The organism is Allokutzneria multivorans, assembly GCF_039537405.1.
Lineage (GTDB): Bacteria > Actinomycetota > Actinomycetes > Mycobacteriales > Pseudonocardiaceae > Allokutzneria > Allokutzneria multivorans.
Genome location: NZ_BAABAL010000005.1, coordinates 256,244 through 275,120, shown reverse-complemented (window position 1 = coordinate 275,120; position 18,877 = coordinate 256,244). Strand labels below are relative to the sequence as shown.

Below are 18,877 nucleotides of genomic sequence, written 5' to 3'. Positions count from 1 at the left end.
GTTGGCATGTCCGAGACGACGCCGCCCAGCACGGCCTCCGCCCCAGCGGCCGAAGGCCAACCGGAGCTGAAGCGGGCCATCGGCCCGAAACTGCTGCTGTTCTTCGTGATCGGTGACATCCTCGGCACCGGCGTGTACGCGCTGATGGGAGATGTCGCGGGTCAGGTCGGTGGTGCCCTCTGGGTGCCGTTCCTGATCGCCTTCGTCGTCGCTTTCCTCACCGCGTTCAGCTACCTCGAACTGGTCGGGAAGTACCCGAAGGCGGCCGGCGCCGCGCTCTACACCAACCGCGCCTTCCGCAAGCCGTTCTTCACCTTCATGATCGCCTTCACGGTGATGTGCTCCGGGATCACCTCGGCCTCCTCGGCGGCCGTGGCCTTCGGCGGCACCTACCTCAAGGAGTTCGTGCAGACGCCCGCCCCGTGGGTGGCGATCGGCTTCATCGCGCTGCTGGCGTTCATCAACTTCCGCGGTGTCGGCGAGTCGGTGAAGGCCAACGTGGTGCTCACGATCATCGAGCTGTCCGGCCTGCTGATCATCATCGGCATCGGCGCGATGGCCGTCGTCAACGGCCAGGGCGACCCCGGGCGGCTGGTGGAGTTCAACACCGCCAACCAGAGCACGCTCATCGCGATCACCTCGGCCACCTCGCTGGCCTTCTTCGCGATGGTCGGCTTCGAGGACTCGGTCAACATGGCCGAGGAGTGCAAGGACCCGGTCAAGATCTTCCCGCGCTCGATGCTGCTCGGCATGGCCGTCGCGGGCTCGATCTACGTGATGGTCGCGGTCACCTCCTCGCTGCTGATCCCGGCCGCCGGGCTCAAGGCCGCGGGCTCCGGCGCGCTGCTGGAGGTCGTGAAGGTCGGCGCGCCCGGCTTCCCGCTGGCCCTGTTCTCCTTCATCGGCCTGTTCGCCGTCGCCAACTCGGCGCTGATCAACATGCTGATGGCCAGCCGCCTCGTCTACGGCATGGCCAACGAGAAGATCATCCCGATGCCGTTCGCCAAGGTGCACCAGACGCGGCGCACCCCGTGGATCGCCATCGCCTTCACCAGCGTCATCGCGATCTTCCTGGTGTCCTTCGTCCCGCTCAAGGACCTGGGCGGCACCACCGCGCTGCTGCTGCTGATCGTCTTCACCGTGGTGAACATCGCCTGCCTGGTGCTGCGCAAGGAGAAGGCCGGCCACAAGCACTTCAGGGCGCCCACGATCGTCCCGGTCATCGGCGCGATCACCTGCGCCTACCTGGCGCTGCCGTTCACCGGGCGGGCACCGCAGCAGTACGTGCTCGCGGCCATCCTGCTCGGCATCGGCCTGCTGCTGTGGATGGTCAACTGGTTCTTCTTCCGCCGCAAGCAGCACCTCAAGGCGGAGTTCGACGCCGGAGCGCTGACCAAGTAAGACCGGGAAAGCGACCTGAATCGTTTGCGTAGGCTGCCCCCATGGGAGCGGGGCAGCCTACGGGCGAGCAGTTCGAGATCACCAACGGAGCCGCGCGCGCCGTCATCACCGAGGTCGGCGCGTGCCTTCGGGTTTTCGAAGTGGCCGGAGCGCCGTACGTCACCAGCTTCGCCGAGACCGAGGCGCCCCCGCTGTCGGCGGGCCTGGTGCTCGCGCCGTGGCCGAACCGGGTCCGTGACGGCCAGTGGAGCTTCTACGGCGAGCCGCAGCAGCTGGAGCTGAGCGAGTCCAAGCGCAACGTCGCCATCCACGGCCTGACCAGGACGATTCCCTGGCAGGTCGTCGAGCGCTCCGCCGAGGCGATCACCCTGGGCGTGCTCATCGAGGCTCAGGCCGGCTGGCCCGTGCCGATGCGCACCACCGTCCGCTACGCGCTCGACGCCGACGGCGGACTGACCGTCACGCACACCATGCTCAACGTCGGCGACCGCAAGACGCCCTTCGGCGTCGGCGTGCACCCCTACCCGCGCGCGGGCCACGCTCCCGCCTACGAGTGCACCCTCCAGCTCGCCGCGCGGACCAACCTGCCGGTCGACGAGGACCGCCTGCTGCCCAACGGTCCCGTCGCCCCGCTCGACGGCGGCGAGTTCGACTTCCGCGAGCCGCGCAAGCTCGACGGCATGCTGCTCGACCACACCTACGGCGGCTGCGTGCCCGACGAGGACGGGATCATCCGGCACCGCCTCGTCGGCCCGGACACCGGCGTGGAGATCTGGGCGGAGCCGGACTTCGGCTGGGTCCAGGTGTTCTCGACCACCGGCTTCCCCGGCACCAGCTCCGCCATCGCGGTGGAGCCGATGACCTGCCCGACCAACGCTCTGAACTCCGGGATCGACCTGCGCGAGCTGGAGCCGGGGCAGGACTGGTCCGGCAGCTGGGGTCTGCGCCCGATCGCCTAGCGGCACGTGACCACTTGGCCGTGTTTGTCTTCAACGGGTCAGATCGGGTTTCTCCCGCCGCACCGAGCGGTTACGGTCCGACCGTGGATGTCGCGATCACAGGTGGATACGTCGTGCCCGTCGCCGGGGACCCCATTGACGGCGCAACGGTGCTGGTCCAGAACGGGAAGATCACCGCGGTAGGCGCGGACGCCGACGTGGAGGTGCCGGACGGCGTCCCCGTCGTCGACGCCTCCGGCGCGTGGGTGCTCCCCGGCTTCGTCGAGGCGCACGCGCACATGGGCGTGCACGAGGAGGCCGAGGGCTGGGCAGGCCAGGACACCAACGAGATGACCGACCCGGTGGGCGCCAGGATGCGCGCGCTGGACGCGATCAACCCGGCCGACATGGGTTTCGCCGACGCGCTCTCCGGCGGTGTCACCACGGCGGTGATCAAGCCGGGCTCGGGCAACCCGATCGGCGGCCAGACGATGGCGATGAAGTGCTGGGGCCGCACGGTCGACGAGATGCTGGTGGCCGAGCCGGTCAGCGTGAAGAGCGCGCTCGGCGAGAACCCGAAGCGCGTCTACGGGGACAAGAAGACGCTGCCCTCGACCCGCCAGGGCGTGGCCGCGGTGATCAGGGACGCGCTGACCAAGGCGCAGGACTACCGGGCCCGGCGCGCGCATGCCGCTGAGGAGAACAAGCCCTTCGAGCGGGACACCACCATGGAGGTGCTGGTCCGCGTGCTCGACGGCGAGCTGCCGTGGTGCCAGCACGTGCACCGGCTCGACGACATCGCGACGGCGCTGCGCCTGGCCGACGAGTTCGGCTACCGCCTGGTGATCAACCACGGCACCGAGGGCCACCTGATCGCCGACGTGCTGGCGGAGCGGGACGTCCCGGTGATCATCGGCCCGCTGCTGACCTCGCGGTCCAAGGTGGAGCTGCGCAATCGTTCGCTGCGCAACCCGGGCCTGCTGGCCAAGGCGGGCGTGCGGATCGCGATCACCACCGACCACCCCGTCGTGCCGATCCACTTCCTGGTGCACCAGGCCACCCTGTCGGTGAAGGAGGGCCTCGACCCGGACGTGGCGCTGCGCTCCATCACCACCAACCCGGCGGAGTTCATGGGTCTGGACGACCGCGTCGGCTCGCTGAGGCCGGGCCTCGACGGCGACGTGGTGATCTGGTCCGGCGACCCGCTCGACGTGATGAGCCGCGCGCTCCAGGTCTTCATCGAGGGCCGCGAGGTCTACCACTACGACGCCGACCGCGGCGAGGGTGTGGTCACCGACCCGTTCCGCAGGAGCGCCCAGTGATCGTGGTCGGCGGGGAGGCCCTCGTCGACCTCGTGCCGTCGCCCTCCGGTGAGTCCACTGTGGAGGGTCTGCCCGCGCTGCTTCCCCGCCTCGGCGGCGGCCCGTACAACGTGGCGGTCGCGCTCGGGCGCCTCGGCAGCCGGGTGTCGTTGCTGTCCAAGGTGTCCACGGACTTCTTCGGCGACGCGCTCGTCGGGCGGCTCGGTGCGTCCACTGTGGACACAGGATTGCTCCAGCGCGGGGCGGAGCCGACCACCCTTGCCGTCGTCGGGCTCGCCGAGGACGGCTCCGCGCGCTACTCCTTCCACGTCGAAGGCACCGCGGACCGGCTCGTCGCCGATCCCGGGCCGCTGCCGGAGGAGGTGCGCGCGGTCTCTCTCGGCACGCTCGGCATGGTGCTGGAGCCCGGTGCGTCCGCGTACGAGGCGGTGCTGCGGAGGGAGTCCGAGCGCGGGCGGTTCACCGTGCTCGACCCGAACATCCGCGCCGCCCTCATCAGCGATCCAGCCGCCTACCGCGAGCGCTTCCTGGGCTGGCTGCCGCACATCGGGCTGCTCAAGCTCTCCGTCGAGGACGCCGCGTGGCTGGCCGGCGCGGAAGACCCGTGGCCCGCGCTGCGCGAGTGGGCGGGCAAAGGCCCGGCAGGCGTTGTGGTGACCCTCGGCGGCGACGGCTTGGCGGTTCTCACGCCGGGCGGTGGTCTGGTTCGGGTGCCCGGTCAGCGAGTCGACGTGGTCGACACCATCGGCGCCGGCGACACCGTGCACGCGGCGATCTTGCACTGGTTGGACGCGGCAAACGCGCTTTCCACGGAATCCGTGCGGGAAATGCCTGAGGAATCCTGGCGCGAAGCACTGGAATTCGCGGCCCGTGCGGCGGCGATCACGTGTTCCAGGGCGGGCGCGGAACCACCGTGGGCGGACGAGCTGAAATAGGGAATGAACGTAATGCGGGGCCGGGAACGTCACGCGGAGTTCCCGGCGCCGCCACGTTCAGCGACCATCCGGGTGTTCCGGGTGGCGCGACCTTTGCCGCCTGGGCGGGATGCTCGCCCGGATGGCTCAACCGTTGCGACACCGTTGTCATCTGGTGCGCCCCGTGACCACGTCGGGCATTGGTCCAGCGCGTCCGCGCTCGTCACGGCGCCCTGACCGGTACAGATACCGTTCAGTAACCGAAAAGCACGTGGCCTGAGCCACCACAGGCGGTGAACCGGACCGTACGAGCGTTATGTGATACCTGTCCCAACTGCCCCGAGCGGGTAAGCCGAAGGCTGCGAAAAGGGCGGACCGCCTACTAGCTTGGAGTCTCCAGGACCCCAACGAGGCGGTGCTGCGGACGGACATCCCGACCGTTTTCCACCCGTCCTCGTCCGAGCGTGAGAGGGACTCGCATGCCCGACGCGACGACCGCGCCTGACCAGGCGGCCACTTCGGCTGATGCCACCACCGTCGCACTGCGCCACCCGGGCGGCGAGCACGAGATGTCTCTGGTGTCCGCCAGCGAGGGCGCGCCAGGAATCGATCTCGGCAAACTGCTCGCGAAAACCGGTCTCGTCACTCTGGACACCGGTTTCGTCAACACCGCCTCCTGTTCCTCGGAGATCACCTACATCGACGGTGACGCCGGAATCCTGCGCTACCGGGGCTACCCGATCGAGCAGCTGGCCGAGAAGTCGAGCTTCGTCGAGGTGAGCTACCTGCTCATCCACGGCGAGCTGCCGACCAAGGAGCAGCTCGACGACTTCACGACCAAGATCAGCAGGCACACCCTGCTGCACGAGGACCTCAAGCGCTTCTTCGACGGCTTCCCGCGCGACGCGCACCCGATGCCGGTGCTGTCCTCCGCGGTCTCCGCGCTGTCCACCTTCTACCAGGACAGCCTGAACCCGTTCGACGACCAGCAGGTCGAGATGTCCACCATCCGCCTGCTCGCCAAGCTGCCGACCATCGCGGCCTACGCGTACAAGAAGTCGGCCGGTCAGCCGTTCCTCTACCCGGACAACTCGCTCGGGCTGGTGGAGAACTTCCTGCGGATGACCTTCGGCTTCCCGGCCGAGCCCTACGACGTCGACCCGACGCTGACCAAGGCGCTCGACCTGCTGTTCATCCTGCACGCCGACCACGAGCAGAACTGCTCCACCTCGACCGTGCGCATGGTCGGCTCCTCGGAGGCCAACCTCTTCGCGAGCGTCTCCGCGGGCATCAACGCCCTGTTCGGCCCGCTGCACGGCGGCGCCAACCAGGCGGTGCTGGAGATGCTGGAGAGCATCAAGGCCGACGGCGGCGACGTCGACAAGTTCGTGGAGCGGGTGAAGAACAAGGAGGCGGGCGTCCGCCTCATGGGCTTCGGCCACCGCGTCTACAAGAACTACGACCCGCGCGCGGCGATCATCAAGAAGACCGCCGACGAGGTGCTCAAGAAGCTCGGCGGTGACGACCAGCTGCTGGAGATCGCCAAGAAGCTGGAGGAGCGCGCGCTCGCCGACGAGTACTTCATCTCCCGCAAGCTCTACCCCAACGTGGACTTCTACACCGGCCTGATCTACCGCGCGATGGGCTTCCCGACGCGGATGTTCACCGTGCTGTTCGCGCTGGGCCGCCTGCCGGGCTGGATCGCCCACTGGCGCGAGATGATGAAGGACCCCGCCACCAAGATCGGCCGCCCGCGCCAGATCTACGTCGGCCCCACCGAGCGCGACTTCATCGAGCTCGAGAAGCGCTGAGCTCGGCAAGCGCTGACACCTGCACTTTCCGAACCGCCCTGGCGCACCCGCGCCGGGGCGGTTCGCTGTGCGCCCGGGTGGGTACGGTTCCCTGATGAGTACGTCGATCTTGTGGTTCCGGCGGGACCTGCGGCTGGGGGACCACCCCGCGTTGGCGGAGGCGGGGCGCGCGGCTGAGCGCGTGCTGGCGCTGTTCGTGCTGGACCCCAGGCTGCTGGAGGTTTCCGGGGCGCCTCGGCGGACCTTCCTGTACCGGTGCCTGCGTGAGCTGGACGAGCGGCTGGACGGGCGGCTGCTCGTGCTGCACGGCGACCCGGCGGACGTGGTGCCGCGCGTGGTGCGGGAGTACGAGGCGGGCAGCGTGCACGTCTCCGCCGACGCCGGACCGTACGGGCGCGAGCGGGATGCCTTGGTGGAGAAGGCGATCGACGCGGAGTTCGTGCGCACGGGCTCGCCCTACGCGATCACCCCTGGGCGTGTGGTGAAGGGCGACGGCACGCCGTTCAAGGTGTTCACGCCGTTCTACCGGGCCTGGACGGAGCACGGGTGGCGCGGCCCCGCCACCACTTCGAAGTCCACTGTGGACTGGATTGAACCGTCCACAAAGGACAGTATTCCGGACGATGAGGACCTGGGCGGGATGTCGTTGCCCGCAGCGGGGGAGGCCGCCGCGCGCAAGGCTTGGCGGAAGTTCCGCGAGGTGCGTTCGGAGTACGCCGAGCACCGCGACCGCCCGGATCTCCCTGGCACGAGCCGGATTTCTCCTTACCTGCGTTGGGGATGCGTGCACCCCCGCACACTGCTGGCCGACCTCGGCGCCGACGACGAGGCGTACCGGCGCGAGCTGGCGTTCCGCGACTTCTACGCCGATGTGCTCTGGCACCGCCCGGAGACCGCGCGGGAGAACTACGACCGCAAGTTCGACGTGCTGCCCTACGACAGCGGCGACAAGGCCGATGAGCTGTTCGACGCGTGGTGCGCCGGGCAGACCGGGTTTCCCGTCGTGGACGCCGGGATGCGGCAGCTGCTCGCCGAGGGGTGGATGCACAACCGCGTGCGCATGATCGTGGCGAGCTTCCTGGCGAAGGACCTGCACATCTGGTGGCGGCGCGGGGCGTCGCACTTCATGCGGCACCTGGTGGACGGGGACCTCGCGTCCAACCAGCACGGGTGGCAGTGGACGGCGGGCAGCGGAACCGACGCTTCGCCGTACTTCCGCGTGTTCAACCCCATCACGCAGGGGGAGAAGTTCGACCCCAACGGTGACTACGTCCGCAAGTACGTGCCAGAACTCCGTGGTGTGCAAGGGAAAGCCGTGCACCAGCCGTGGAAGCTCGCCGGTGGCAGGCCGAAGGACTACCCCGCGCCGATCGTCGACCACGCCGAAGAACGCCTGGAAGCCCTGCGCCGCTACGACATCGTCAAGGGACGCTAGAGGGCGATCCGCCTCAGCCGAAGGTGATGAGGGTGCCGTTCGCGACGGAGACGCGAGCGGCCTCGTAGTAGAGCAGCCACGTCACTCGCTCGCGCCACAAAGGGTGGCTGTCGGGGTCGTTCTCGTCGTGGATGCTGTCGATCTCGGAATCGGACAGCTCACCGTTGTCCAGTGCTATCCCGAGGTGTGGAGCGACGTAGACGAGTTCGCGCAGAAGTGCCTGGCTCGATCCGACCATGCCGCCCGGGAGGCCGAGTTCGTCGTCCGGGAAGAGCACGTCGTCGAAATCGATCGGAACGTAGTAGCCCTCGCAGTCCGAGTGGCAGAGAAGATGGCACTCGAAGGTGAGGCTGAGGTCCTCGACCGCCGCGTCGTGGGCGGGGTCCTCGCCTTCCGCAACGGGCTCCAGCGGCTCGTCCGGTTCTTCGCACGCCCGGGCGTACGCGCGCCGGAGGTAGTGCGTGAAGCTGTAGGGGACACCGCCCATGCGATCCCGTGTGGTCGCCGCGCCGTGAACCGTCGGTTCGTGGTGGGGTGGAAGACCTTCGCTCGCCATGAGCTCGTTGATCGCGCGGAGATGGTCTCGCAACTCGTCGAGCCCGACGAGTTCGGGTTCGTCGAAGGCCAGTGCGTCGGCGAAGCCGTGTGTCGCCACTGAGAGACCCATGTTCTCGAAGATAGCTCGGTCGATCACCTTTCACGGCCTGGCGAACAGACTTGTGGATGTGAACGGGCCGCCCCCAACCCCGGGGAGGGTTGGGGGCGGTTGAAGACTGGTGAACCTCAGCTGGCGCGGAAGGCGTCGCGGAGCTTGACGCGGCTGCCGGTGCGCAGGACGGCGTTGCCGAACACGCGGCCCGCCAACCAGATCAGCCCGGCCAGCGCGGCGGCGGCGATGACGGCCGACACGATCACCTGCCACGGCGGAGCGACGCCGAGCGCGGCGCGGGCGGGCATCACGATCGGCGAGAACGGCGGGATGAAGGACAGCACCTCCAGCAGCTTGCTCTCCGGATCGCGCGGGATCGTGATGAAGGTCAGCACGAACGGGATGATCGCGGAGAACATCAGCGGCTGAACCACCGAGTTGATGTCCTCCTGGCGCGACACCAACGACCCCGCCGTCGCGAACAGCACCGCGTAGAGGAAGAAGCCGAGGAAGTACCAGACCAGAGTGGACAGCACGGTCACGAGCACGGCGCCCTGCGGCAGCGTGAGCACTCCGAGCTGGATCGCCGCGGTGAGCCCCACCCCGGCCACGATTCCCATCTGCAGCAAGCCGACCAGGCCGATGCCGAGCACCTTGCCCGCGAGCAGCTGCCACGGCCGCACCGCCGACAGCAGCAGCTCGATCACGCGGCTGGACTTCTCCTCGACGACGCCCTGCGCGACCGCCATGCCGAACATCAGCAACGAGCCGTAGAGCAGGAACGTCACGCCCATCGCGACGCCGAGCCGTTCGCCGCGCTCGGGGTCGTCGGGTTCGATCGTGCGCACCTCGAACTTCGCGCCCGCCACGGTGGTCCGCACCGCGTTGGGGTCGAGCCCGGCCTCGGCCAGCTCGGCGTCCAGCGCCTGCTGCCGCACGAGTCCGTCCAGCGCGGCGCGCACCTGGTTGCCGAGGTCCTTCTTCACCAGCACCTGGAGCTTGTCGGTGGCACCGCTGACCAGGACGTCGATCTCGCCCTCGGCGACCTGGCGCTCACCGGTGGCCACGTCCGGGACGGTGGTGACCGAGACGTCCTCGCCGAGCGCCTTGGCCGAGGTCTTCAGCGGCTCCGCGAGGACGCTCGCCTGGCCGGTCATGCCGACGGTGGTCTGCGACATGCTCTGGCCGACGAAGAACATCACGCCGATGTAGGCGGCGATGACCACGATGATCGCGGCGGTGCCGATGACGAACGCCTTGGAGCGCACGCGGGTGTTCAGCTCGCGCTTGGCGACCAGCCACACGCCGCGCGAAACGGAGACGGAGGTCTTGCTCATGCCGCGCGCTCCTCGGTGACCACGTTGCGGAACAGTTCGGTGAGGGAGGGCCGGAGCCTGGCGAACTCGTGCACGGGCCCGGTGTCGAGCGCGGCGCGCAGGACCTGCTGGTCGTCGGCGCCCTCGCCCAGCTCCAGGACGGTGCGGCCGTCGACGTGGCTGATCGGCGTCACGCCGGGCAGCTCGTCGGCCCAGCCGTAGCTCGCCAGCGGCGCGTGCACCTCGATGCGCGCGGCCCCGCTGGAGCGCAGCTCCTCGACCGTCCCGTTGGCCACCATTTGTCCACTTCGGACGATCCCGACGCGGTCGCACAGGCGCTCCACCAGGTCCAGCTGGTGGCTGGAGAACACCACGGGCACCCCGGAGTCGCACTTGTCGCGCAGCACCTGGCTCATCACGTCCACCGCGACCGGGTCGAGTCCGGAGAACGGCTCGTCGAGCACCAGCACCTCGGGGTCGTGCGCCAGCGCGGCGGCCAGCTGGACGCGCTGCTGGTTGCCGAGGGAGAGCTTCTGCACCTCCTCGTTGCGCCGCGCGGTCAGCCCGAGCCGTTCGGTCCACTCGTCGGCGGCCTTGCGGGCGGCCGCGTTGCTCATCCCGTGCAGCTCGGAGAGGTAGACCAGCTGCTCGACGACCTTCATCTTCGGGTAGAGGCCGCGCTCCTCCGGCATGTAGCCGATGTGCCGCCTGGTCTCGAAGGTGATCGGTTCGCCGTTCCAGCGGATCTCCCCGGAGTCGGCCGAGAGCACCCCGAGCGCGATCCGCATCGTGGTGGTCTTGCCCGCTCCGTTGCTGCCGACGAATCCGAACATCTCGCCCGCTCGGACCGAGAAGCTCATGTCCTGCAAGGCCACGACGGTGCCGTAGCTCTTGGAGACCCGATCGATCTCCAGCACCGCGTCAGACACGGTGTTCTCCCTCCGGTGGGCGACGACCTGCTCCGAGTCTGTCAACCTCGCGGCCGTGAGCACAAAAGATCGCGGGCAACGCGGCCGAGTTCACAGATAACCGGTGGCCGTCTCCGGCGCACCGGCCTACCTTCGCCTGGTGGACCCGCTCAGCCAGGACGAGATCCGCTCGTCGTTCGTGAACTGCTCCAAGGGTGAGGCGAAGGGCGTGACGCTGCCCGCCAGGGTGGAGACGATCCTGTGGGCCGATCTGGAGTTCCTCGGCTGGCGCGACCCCAAAGCCCCCGGCAGGGCCTATCTGGTGCTCTGGCACGACGGTACGCCGGTCGGGCTGTCCCTGCGCGCGACCACGCCGCCGAAGAGCAGGCTGCGTTCGTCGATGTGCGCGTTCTGCACGACCGTGCACGGCGCGACCGACGTGGCGATGTTCTCCGCTCGCCGTGCGGGAGCCGCGGGCAAGGCGGGCAACACGCTCGGCACCTACCTCTGCCGCGACCTCTCGTGCTGCCTCTACGTGCGGCGCAAGCTCAAGTCCGAGGTACCGCAGCCGAACGAGACGCTCTCCGTCGAGGACCGCATCGCCCGCCTTGAGCTGAACGCGCACCGCTTCGTCGCCGACGTGCTGGGCTAGACGCCTTCCAAAGCCTGCCGCACCAGGGATTCCACGCGCGCGGCGGCCTTCGCGCGCTCGGCGGGAACGAGGCCGACGCGCGTGCGCCGGTCGAGCACGTCGGCGGCGTCGAGCGCGCCTTCGTGCCGCACGGCCCACACCACCTCGGCGGCGGTGACACCCTCGGCGACCTCCTCGGACAGCTCCGCGTCGAACTCGCTGAGCGCGCTGACACGGGGTGCCTCCGCGCCGTAGCGGGCGACGAGCGACCTCGGAGCGTCCACAATGGACAGATAGCTCTGCTGCGCGGAGCCGACGAGCGGAACGCGGTCCGTTCGCGACTCGCCGCAGTGCAGATCTCTTCGCCGCACAAGGGCGTCCACCGCGTCGGCGGCCATGCGCCGGTAGGTCGTCAGCTTGCCGCCGACGATCGTGATCACACCCTCGCGCGAGTGCATGACCGCGTGCTTGCGCGAGATGTCGGCGGTCTTGCCGTTCGCGGAGTCGAGCAGCGGCCGCAGTCCCGCGTAGGAGCCGATGACCTGCTCCCGGCCGATCCGCCGCTCCAGCACGGAGGACGCGACGCCGAGCAGGAAGTCCACATCGGACTCCGGCACTTCCGGCACATCGGGCACGGGGAGGTCGACCGGCTCGTCGGTGAGCCCGAGGTAGACGCGCCCGCCCGCCTGCGGCAGCACCAGCACGTAGCGGTTGCGCTCGCCCGGAACCGGCACGGTCAGCGCGGTCTGCGTGATGCCCAGGTCAGCGCCGGAGAGCACGAGGTGCGAGCCTCGCGAGGGCCGCAGCTGAACGCCGTCGACGACCTGGCCCGCCCAGACGCCGGCGGCGTTGATCACCGACTTCGCCCGGATGTCGAAGGACGCGCCGGTCAGCTCGTCGCGGACCTCCGCGCCGTCGCCGCCGACCTTGAGCGCGCGCACCTTGGTCAGGATGCGCGCGCCGAACCCCGCCGCAGTCCTGGCCAGCGTGACGACCAAGCGCGCGTCGTCGATGAGCTGGCCGTCGAAGGACAGCAATCCTCCGCGCAGCCCGGCTCGGCGCAGTCCCGGAGCGAGCGCGAGCGTCTCCGCGATCGGCACGCGCCTCGGTCCGGGCAGCACGGCGGTCGGAGTGCGCGCGGCTCTGCGCAGCGCGTCGCCAGCGTGCAGGCCTGCGAAGAGGAACGCTTCCGAGCTGCGCGAAATCCCTTGTCCAGCACGAGTTTTCGCGTGCAGCGGGATCAGTTGCGGGAGTGCTCGGACGAGGTGTGGAGCCGTGCGCGTCATCAGCAACCCGCGCTCGACCGCGCTCTCGTGCGCGAGCGCCACATCGCCGCGCGCGAGGTAGCGGAGGCCGCCGTGGACGAGCTTGCTCGACCAGCGCGACGTGCCGAACGCCAGGTCGTGCGCCTCGACCAGTGCCACGGAGAGCCCGCGCGAGGCCGCGTCCAGCGCGACTCCGGCCCCGGTCACGCCGCCGCCGATCACGAGCACGTCCACGACCAGGCCGCCCGCGAGCGCTTCCAGTTCGGCCGCGCGCCGCCCGGCGTTGAGCGAGGTGGCCCGCAACGAGCCCGCAGGCAGCGGAGTGGCTGTCACGATGTCGCCTCCGGGGTCAGCGCGGCGTCGAGGGTGTGCGCCAGCTCCGCGAACAGGGCGTCCTCGTCGACGTCCGATGTCGCGGGCCGGAGCGAGAGCACGACCGTCTGCGCGATCAGCAGCAGCATCCTGACCTGCGCGCTCGTGTCGCCGCGCCGGATCGAGCCGTCCGCGTGCCCGGCGAGGACCTGATCGTGCAGGAACTGCTCCGCGATCCGCTGCGTGCTGCCCAGCCGCTCGAAGACGTAGGGGATGAGCAGCTGCGGGTCCACCTCCAGGACGCTCCGCAGCAGCGGACTCGCACTGAGCCCCCGCACCCCCGCCACCACTCCCGCCACCAACCGCCTCCGCGTGTGCTCGGCGTTGTCCCTGAACGGGTCGTTTGGTGCGTCTAACGCACTGAACGACCCGTTCAGTGCGTTCACGGCCCTCAACGGGTCGTTTGGTGCGTTTGGGGTGGCGACTGCGGTCAGGAGGGTGCCGAATTCCCTGGTCATGAGGGCTGCGAGGAGGGAGGTGACGTCGGGGAAGCGGCGGTAGAGGGTCATCCGGCTGACTCCGGCCCGCCTGGCCACCTCGCTCAGCGTGGTGCGGCGCACGCCCAGCGCCAGCACGCAGTCGCGCGCCGCGTCCAGCACGGTGTCGTCGTGCACCCGGTTCGCCGGGGGCCGCGGTTCCGGCTCGCTGGCGGGCGAAGGGGTGTGACATTCGGCGGTCATGTGTCACACTCTAGCCGTGAACCAGCGCATCGACCACACCCTTCGCGGGAGCTGGACCTCTGCCCCCGCCGCCGAAGCGCACCTGCCGCCGCACGCGCTGCGGTGGCTGCGCACTCGCACCGGCCTGGGCACCGCGATCACTCCGGCGGCGCCCGGCTCGGTCCTCGCCGTCGGGGACTCGCAGCTCGGAGCGGGCGCGCGGGCCGCGCTGGTCGACGTGGTCGGCGAGGCGCAGGTGCTGGTCGACCGCGATTCCCGGCTCGGGCGCGCGGGCGGACTGTCCTATGTGGACTTGATGCGCCGTCGCGGAGCGGGGGAGCTGGACGTTCCGGACGCCGTGGTGCTGCCCGCCGATCCGGAGCAGGTGCAGCGCGTGCTCGAAGTCTGCGTCGAGCACGACATCGCCGTGGTTCCCTTCGGCGGCGGAACGTCCGTGGTCGGCGGCGTGAACGCGTTGCGCGGCAACAAGAGCGCGGTGATCTCGCTCGACCTGGTCCACCTCGACCAGCTGGTGTCGGTCGATCCGATCTCGCGCACAGCCGTGTTCCGCGCTGGAGTTCGCGCGCCGGACGCGGAGCGCCTGCTCGCCGCGCACGGCTTCACGCTCGGCCACTTCCCGCAGTCCTTCGAGCGCGCGACGCTCGGCGGCTTCGCGGTGACGCGGTCGTCAGGGCAGGCGTCGGCGGGCTACGGGCGCTTCGAAGAGATGGTCATCGGAGTGCGAATGGCCACGCCGCAAGGCGAAATGCGGCTCGGCGGTGTGCCAGCGTCGGCTGCCGGACCGGATCTCAAGCGCTTGGTGATCGGGAGCGAAGGGCTGTTCGGCGTGGTCACCGAGCTGACCCTGCGCGTGCGGCCCGCTCCGCGCGTCAAGCACTATGAGGGCTTCGTGCTCGACGGGTGGGAGCGCGCGGCGGACGCGGTTCGCGAGCTGGCGCAGGGAAAGGCTCTCGCGGACGTCACGCGACTGTCCGATGTGGATGAAACCGAGGTCTCGTTCGAGCTGTCCGGTGGCTGGAAGGTCAAGGCGCTCAAGGCTTACCTGCGCGCTCGCGGTGTCGCCGAGCCGTGCATGCTCGTGCTCGGCTGGGAAACCGGTTCGCCTAGGGAACTCGCGACGCGGCGCGCGGCGGCGCTGAGCAAGCTCAAGCGGTTCCGGCCGGTCGCGCTCGGGCGGGCGCTGGGCGAAACCTGGCGCAAGGGGCGGTTCAACGGGCCTCGGCAGCGCGATGTGCTGCTGGACGCGGGTGTGTGCGTCGAGACGCTGGAGACGGCGGCGACGTGGAACGACCTGACCGCGCTGCGCACGGCTGTGCGTGGAGCGCTGATCGATTCCCTTGGTGCGCAAGGCAAGAGCCCGGTCGTGATGTGCCACATCTCGCACGCGTACGAGACCGGTGCCTCGCTGTACTTCACCACGCTGAACCCGCGCTCCGCCGAGGACCCGCTCGGGCAGTGGCAGCGGGCAAAGGTCGCGGCGTGCGAGGCGATCGTCCGGCACAGCGGCACGATCAGCCACCACCACGCGGTCGGTGTCGACCACGCGCCGTGGCTCGGGGCGGAGATCGGTGACCTCGGACTCGAAGTGCTGCGCGCGGTCAAGCAGCGGCTCGACCCGACCGGCGTGCTCAACCCGGGAAAGCTCGTCGGCGACGCAAAACCGCGCCCGTGACCACAGCGGCGAGCACTCCGCCGAGCGCGTTCGCCAAGTAGTCGGCGGTCGAGCACACGCGCCCGGCGATCTGGGTCTGCACGACCTCGATGACGCCCGGCAGGAGGAGCGCGAGCCACACGCCGTACGCGGTGCGCCGGGTGGCCAGCACGACCGCGATCACCACGGGTGCGAGCACGATGATGTTCAGCGAGTTCTCCAGGTCCCCCGCGAGCTGGGCGAGCGACCGCAGCAGCTTGCTCGCGCGCGTCGGCAGGCACTGCGTCAGTGTCGGCGGACGCAGCTCCGCGCCGGGGCCGAAGGTCAGCGCCAGCGTCGAGCTGAGCAGCAACAACGACACCAGCGTCCAGCCGTGGTGCCAGCCGGTCCGCGCGGCGAGCGGGCGCCAGAGCAGAAGGCTCGCCACGCCGCCGACCAGGAGGCCGAGTCCGGTCCACCACGTGAGTGGCACGTGGACGTCGAAGAGATACACAGGCGTGGATGCTGCCTTGTCGGGTGTAGCGGGATAGTGTGGCCTGGGTGACCGGTGATCTCCTGATCCGTTCGGTGCGCCCCTGGCCCCACACCGCTGGCGGCCCCGAGACGGACGTCCTCTGCCAGGGCGGCTCCATCGCCGCCATCCAGCCCGGCATCCCCGCCCCGGACGGCGTCGCCGTCGTGGACGGGCGCGGCGGTGTGCTGCTGCCCGCCTTCGCCGACGCGCACGCGCACCTCGACTCCACCCGGCTCGGGCTGCCCTTCCGCGAGCACACCGCCGGACCGGGTCTCGCCGGGTTGATCGACAACGACCGCGCGCACTGGCGTTCGGCGGAGAAGAGCGTTGCCGAGCGCGCCACCCACACCCTCGGCCGCACCATCGCGGCGGGCGCGACGCTCGTCCGCAGCCACGCGCAGGTCGACACGGACTCCGGCCTGGAGCGGCTCGAAGGCGTGCTCGCGGCGAAGGAAGCGCACTCCGCGCGCGCCGCCGTGCAGGTCGTCGCCTTCCCGCAGTGCGGAATCCTGCGCGATCCCGGCACGCAGGACCTGCTCGACCAGGCGCTGCGCGCGGGCGCGGACATCGTCGGCGGCATCGACCCCGCCGGCTACGACCGCGATCCCGTGCGCCACCTCGACATCGTCTTCGGCCTCGCCGAGCGGCACCAGCGCGGAGTGGACGTGCACCTGCACGACGCCGGAGAGCTGGGCGCCTTCGAGATCGAGCTGATCTGCGAGCGCACCGCCGCGCTCGGCATGGCGGGCCGGGTGACGATCAGCCACGCGTTCGCACTGTCCACTGTGGACTCCGATCGTCAGGTCGCGCTGATCGACCTGTTGGCGTCCAACGACGTCGCGGTCACCACCGTGGCGGGTGGTCGGGCGAACCCGCTGCCGCTGCGCCGACTGCGGCGGGCCGGGGTGCGCATCGGGCTCGGTCAGGACGGCATCCGCGACTACTGGTCCCCCTACGGCAACGCCGACATGCTCGACCGCGCGTGGCAGTTGGCCTACCGCAACGGTTTCCGCGCCGATGACGAGATCGAGATGTGCGTGGACATCGCCAGCCGGGGTGGAGCGCACGCGCTCGGCGTCGACCGCCACCGTATGATCGAGGGCGACTCCGCCGACCTCGTCGTCGTGCCGGGCGACTCGGTGGCGGCGGCCGTGATGGATCGCGGAGTGCGGACCCTCGTCGTCCGTGCGGGTGTTCTCGTTGCCGCGAACGGTGAACTCTACGTTTAATTCAGAAGACAAGGTGGACGTGCGGAGGTAGGAAGGGCCGCATGACCGCCGATGACGTCGCTCGCAGCCATTTCGCCCGGCTGGCGGCGCTCGACCCGCTGCTGCCCGGCGGCGTGCGTCCGACTGGGCAGCTCGTCGAAGCTCCGGGCGCGGTGGGCTACTACGCCGACGAAGTCAGCGACCCGGCCACCGCGATCTGGGCCGCGGCGCGCACGCACACCCTCCGCCCCCGGCTCGCCACCGGCAGTGCTGAGGAGCTGGGCGGCCTGCTCGACGAGTGGGAGAAGCTGCTCGCGGAGTCGTGCACACCCGGCGACCGCGACGAGTCAGCCATCGTCAGAATGCCCAGTCGGGACAGCGTTGCCTTGCGGGAGTTGGTGTTTCACGGCTTCGCGACCGCGACGGTCATCGCCGTGCGCCCGGCGGGTCAGCTGTCGCCGCCCGTGTCTGCCGGGCACAGGATCCGCCCGGCTGAGCCGTCGGACATCCCCGCGCTCACCGAGCTTTCCGTTGAGCTGCACAGACATGCTACGCAGTACGGCATGCTCACCGAGCGCCCCCAAGTCCGGGAACTGTTCGGCGAGAGCGTGCGCGGTGCCGTCGAGTTCGGTGAGGGCTTGACGATGGTCGCTGAGCAGGACGGCGAGGTGATCGGCCTCGTCGAAGCGATGGTGGGCGAGCGCGCCGCGTGGATGCGGGGCTTGACCTCGGCCTCACCCTCCGCCTACATCGCCAAGCTCTTCGTCCGGCCCGACGTGCGCGCTTCCGGCGTCGGCGGTGCGCTCGTCGCCGATGTGCACGCGAAGCTCGACGATCGAGGAATCCCGGCCACGGTGTTGGAACACGTGCTGCACAACGAGTTCTCGACCCCCTTCTGGTACCGCCACGGATACCGTCCACTGTGGACTACTTGGCAGCGGCGACCGGCGGTGCGTTGATGGAAGACGTCGTTCAGAGCCACTACGAGCGGCTGGCCGCGCTCGATCCGCTGTTCCCGGTCACCACGCCGCCCTCCGACACCACGCGGATCGACGTGCCTGGTGCGGTCGGTTTCTTCGGGGCTGAGCACAGCAGCCCCGAGGTGGCGTTGTGGGCGGCGACGCATCGCAACGTCCTGCGGGCGCGGCTTCGCACTGGTGCGCCCGAAGAACTCGGCGCCCTGCTCGACGAGTGGGACAAGCACCTCGCCGCGTCCTACGTGGCGGGGGACCGCGACTCCGCCGCGATCGTGAACTGGCCGAGCCGGGACAGCCTCGCGGTGCGGGAGCTGGTGTTCCACGGCTTCGCGCCCGCGTCCGTCATCGCCGTTCGCCCCGCAGGCCGCCCGATCCCCGCCGCTTCGGTCGCGCACGAGATCCGCCCCGCGACGGAGGCTGATCTTCCCGTGCTCATCGAGCTCTCCGTGCTGCTGCACAGCCACGACGCGCGCTACGGCCTGGTCACCGAGCGCCCGAACGCTCGCGAGGTGCTCGCCGGGGAGACGCGCGAGGCGGTGGCCGAGGGGCTCGTCCTCGTGGCCGAACGCGACGGCTCGGTGGTCGGGTTCGTCGAGGCCGACACGGGGGAGCGCGCGGACTGGGCGCAGGGCATGGTCACCGCGACGCCGACCGCCTACCTCAACAAGCTCTTCGTGCTGCCCGAGGCGCGCTCCGGCGGCATCGCCAGCGCGCTGGTGGCGGAGGTGCACACGCGGATCGACGCGGCGGGCGCTCCGGTCACGCTCATGGAACACATCCTGGCCAACGAGTTCTCGACGCCGTTCTGGTACCGCCAAGGCTACCGTCCTCTGTGGACGGTGTGGCAGCGCCGCCCCGTCATCCGCTGACGCCGCCCCGAGACAG

Annotated in this window: 17 protein-coding genes; 11 read left to right on the top strand and 6 right to left on the bottom strand. The window is 70.0% G+C overall.

Annotated features, from left to right (window positions below; translation table 11 throughout):
* Positions 1–6 precede the first annotated feature (6 nt).
* From ABD798_RS05270 to ABD798_RS05245, 6 genes are all read left to right on the top strand, one after another.
* Entirely contained in the window at positions 7–1,401 is a 1,395-nt protein-coding gene (locus ABD798_RS05270; protein ID WP_344871370.1) for an APC family permease, read from the top strand.
* A gap of 41 nt (positions 1,402–1,442) precedes the next feature.
* Positions 1,443–2,360 carry an aldose 1-epimerase family protein gene (locus ABD798_RS05265; RefSeq protein ID WP_344871369.1) on the top strand — a complete coding sequence of 306 codons (918 nt, stop codon included), beginning with the start codon at positions 1,443–1,445 and terminating at the stop codon, positions 2,358–2,360.
* 83 nt (positions 2,361–2,443) lie between these two features.
* Positions 2,444–3,661: an amidohydrolase gene (locus tag ABD798_RS05260; RefSeq protein ID WP_344871368.1), complete on the top strand. Its 1,218-nt coding sequence runs from the start codon at positions 2,444–2,446 to the stop codon at positions 3,659–3,661.
* Positions 3,658–4,596: a carbohydrate kinase family protein gene (locus tag ABD798_RS05255; RefSeq protein WP_344871367.1), complete on the top strand. Its 939-nt coding sequence runs from the start codon at positions 3,658–3,660 to the stop codon at positions 4,594–4,596. The genes ABD798_RS05260 and ABD798_RS05255 overlap by 4 nt, the downstream gene beginning before the upstream one ends.
* A gap of 458 nt (positions 4,597–5,054) precedes the next feature.
* Positions 5,055–6,386, top strand: a complete 1,332-nt coding sequence (locus ABD798_RS05250) for a citrate synthase (protein ID WP_344871366.1) — start codon at positions 5,055–5,057, stop codon at positions 6,384–6,386.
* Between the two features lie 94 nt (positions 6,387–6,480).
* Positions 6,481–7,821, top strand: a complete 1,341-nt coding sequence (locus tag ABD798_RS05245) for a cryptochrome/photolyase family protein (protein WP_344871365.1) — start codon at positions 6,481–6,483, stop codon at positions 7,819–7,821.
* A 13-nt stretch (positions 7,822–7,834) separates the two neighbouring features.
* Here the strand turns inward: ABD798_RS05245 and ABD798_RS05240 are convergent, their stop codons facing one another.
* The 3 genes from ABD798_RS05240 to ABD798_RS05230 form a co-directional block, all read right to left on the bottom strand.
* Positions 7,835–8,488, bottom strand: coding sequence for a hypothetical protein (locus ABD798_RS05240; RefSeq protein WP_344871364.1), 654 nt, complete (start codon positions 8,486–8,488; stop codon positions 7,835–7,837).
* A 116-nt stretch (positions 8,489–8,604) separates the two neighbouring features.
* On the bottom strand, positions 8,605–9,807 hold the full coding sequence (locus tag ABD798_RS05235) for an ABC transporter permease (protein ID WP_344871363.1): 1,203 nt from the start codon (positions 9,805–9,807) through the stop codon (positions 8,605–8,607).
* Positions 9,804–10,715: an ABC transporter ATP-binding protein gene (locus tag ABD798_RS05230; protein ID WP_344871362.1), complete on the bottom strand. Its 912-nt coding sequence runs from the start codon at positions 10,713–10,715 to the stop codon at positions 9,804–9,806. The genes ABD798_RS05235 and ABD798_RS05230 overlap by 4 nt, the downstream gene beginning before the upstream one ends.
* Positions 10,716–10,854: 139 nt before the next feature.
* Between ABD798_RS05230 and ABD798_RS05225 the strand changes: the two genes are divergently transcribed.
* A complete protein-coding gene (locus ABD798_RS05225) occupies positions 10,855–11,346 on the top strand; it encodes an FBP domain-containing protein (protein WP_344871361.1) in 492 nt (163 codons plus the stop codon).
* Here the strand turns inward: ABD798_RS05225 and ABD798_RS05220 are convergent.
* Entirely contained in the window at positions 11,343–12,893 is a 1,551-nt protein-coding gene (locus ABD798_RS05220) for a glycerol-3-phosphate dehydrogenase/oxidase (RefSeq protein ID WP_344872861.1), read from the bottom strand. The genes ABD798_RS05225 and ABD798_RS05220 overlap by 4 nt on opposite strands.
* Before the next feature lie 26 nt (positions 12,894–12,919).
* Complete coding sequence (locus ABD798_RS05215) at positions 12,920–13,642, bottom strand: TetR/AcrR family transcriptional regulator (RefSeq protein ID WP_344871360.1); 723 nt, start codon at positions 13,640–13,642, stop codon at positions 12,920–12,922.
* Positions 13,643–13,658: 16 nt separating this feature from the next.
* On the opposite strand from ABD798_RS05215, the gene ABD798_RS05210 reads away from it, so the two are divergent.
* On the top strand, positions 13,659–15,314 hold the full coding sequence (locus ABD798_RS05210) for an FAD-binding oxidoreductase (RefSeq protein WP_344871359.1): 1,656 nt from the start codon (positions 13,659–13,661) through the stop codon (positions 15,312–15,314).
* Here ABD798_RS05210 and ABD798_RS05205 read toward each other — a convergent pair.
* Complete coding sequence (locus ABD798_RS05205) at positions 15,271–15,786, bottom strand: VanZ family protein (protein ID WP_344871358.1); 516 nt, start codon at positions 15,784–15,786, stop codon at positions 15,271–15,273. The genes ABD798_RS05210 and ABD798_RS05205 overlap by 44 nt on opposite strands.
* A gap of 47 nt (positions 15,787–15,833) precedes the next feature.
* Here ABD798_RS05205 and ABD798_RS05200 point away from each other — a divergent pair, with 47 nt between their 5' ends.
* Genes ABD798_RS05200 through ABD798_RS05190 form a run of 3 tightly spaced genes read left to right on the top strand, consistent with a single transcriptional unit; the run spans position 15,834 to position 18,861 of the window.
* Positions 15,834–17,036, top strand: coding sequence for an amidohydrolase (locus ABD798_RS05200; RefSeq protein WP_344871357.1), 1,203 nt, complete (start codon positions 15,834–15,836; stop codon positions 17,034–17,036).
* Between the two features lie 41 nt (positions 17,037–17,077).
* On the top strand, positions 17,078–17,974 hold the full coding sequence (locus ABD798_RS05195; protein ID WP_344871356.1) for a GNAT family N-acetyltransferase: 897 nt from the start codon (positions 17,078–17,080) through the stop codon (positions 17,972–17,974).
* Complete coding sequence (locus ABD798_RS05190) at positions 17,974–18,861, top strand: GNAT family N-acetyltransferase (RefSeq protein WP_344871355.1); 888 nt, start codon at positions 17,974–17,976, stop codon at positions 18,859–18,861. Before ABD798_RS05195 ends, ABD798_RS05190 begins: the two co-directional genes overlap by 1 nt.
* The last annotated feature ends 16 nt before the right edge of the window (positions 18,862–18,877 follow it).

Coding starts and splice junctions, on each gene's coding strand:
- ABD798_RS05270 (WP_344871370.1), top strand. CDS start 7: ATGTCCGAGACGACGCCGCCCAGCACGGCCTCCGCCCCAGCGGCCGAA.
- ABD798_RS05265 (WP_344871369.1), top strand. CDS start 1,443: ATGGGAGCGGGGCAGCCTACGGGCGAGCAGTTCGAGATCACCAACGGA.
- ABD798_RS05250 (WP_344871366.1), top strand. CDS start 5,055: ATGCCCGACGCGACGACCGCGCCTGACCAGGCGGCCACTTCGGCTGAT.
- ABD798_RS05245 (WP_344871365.1), top strand. CDS start 6,481: ATGAGTACGTCGATCTTGTGGTTCCGGCGGGACCTGCGGCTGGGGGAC.
- ABD798_RS05240 (WP_344871364.1), bottom strand. CDS start 8,488: ATGGGTCTCTCAGTGGCGACACACGGCTTCGCCGACGCACTGGCCTTC.
- ABD798_RS05235 (WP_344871363.1), bottom strand. CDS start 9,807: ATGAGCAAGACCTCCGTCTCCGTTTCGCGCGGCGTGTGGCTGGTCGCC.
- ABD798_RS05215 (WP_344871360.1), bottom strand. CDS start 13,642: ATGACCGCCGAATGTCACACCCCTTCGCCCGCCAGCGAGCCGGAACCG.
- ABD798_RS05195 (WP_344871356.1), top strand. CDS start 17,078: ATGACCGCCGATGACGTCGCTCGCAGCCATTTCGCCCGGCTGGCGGCG.
- ABD798_RS05190 (WP_344871355.1), top strand. CDS start 17,974: ATGGAAGACGTCGTTCAGAGCCACTACGAGCGGCTGGCCGCGCTCGAT.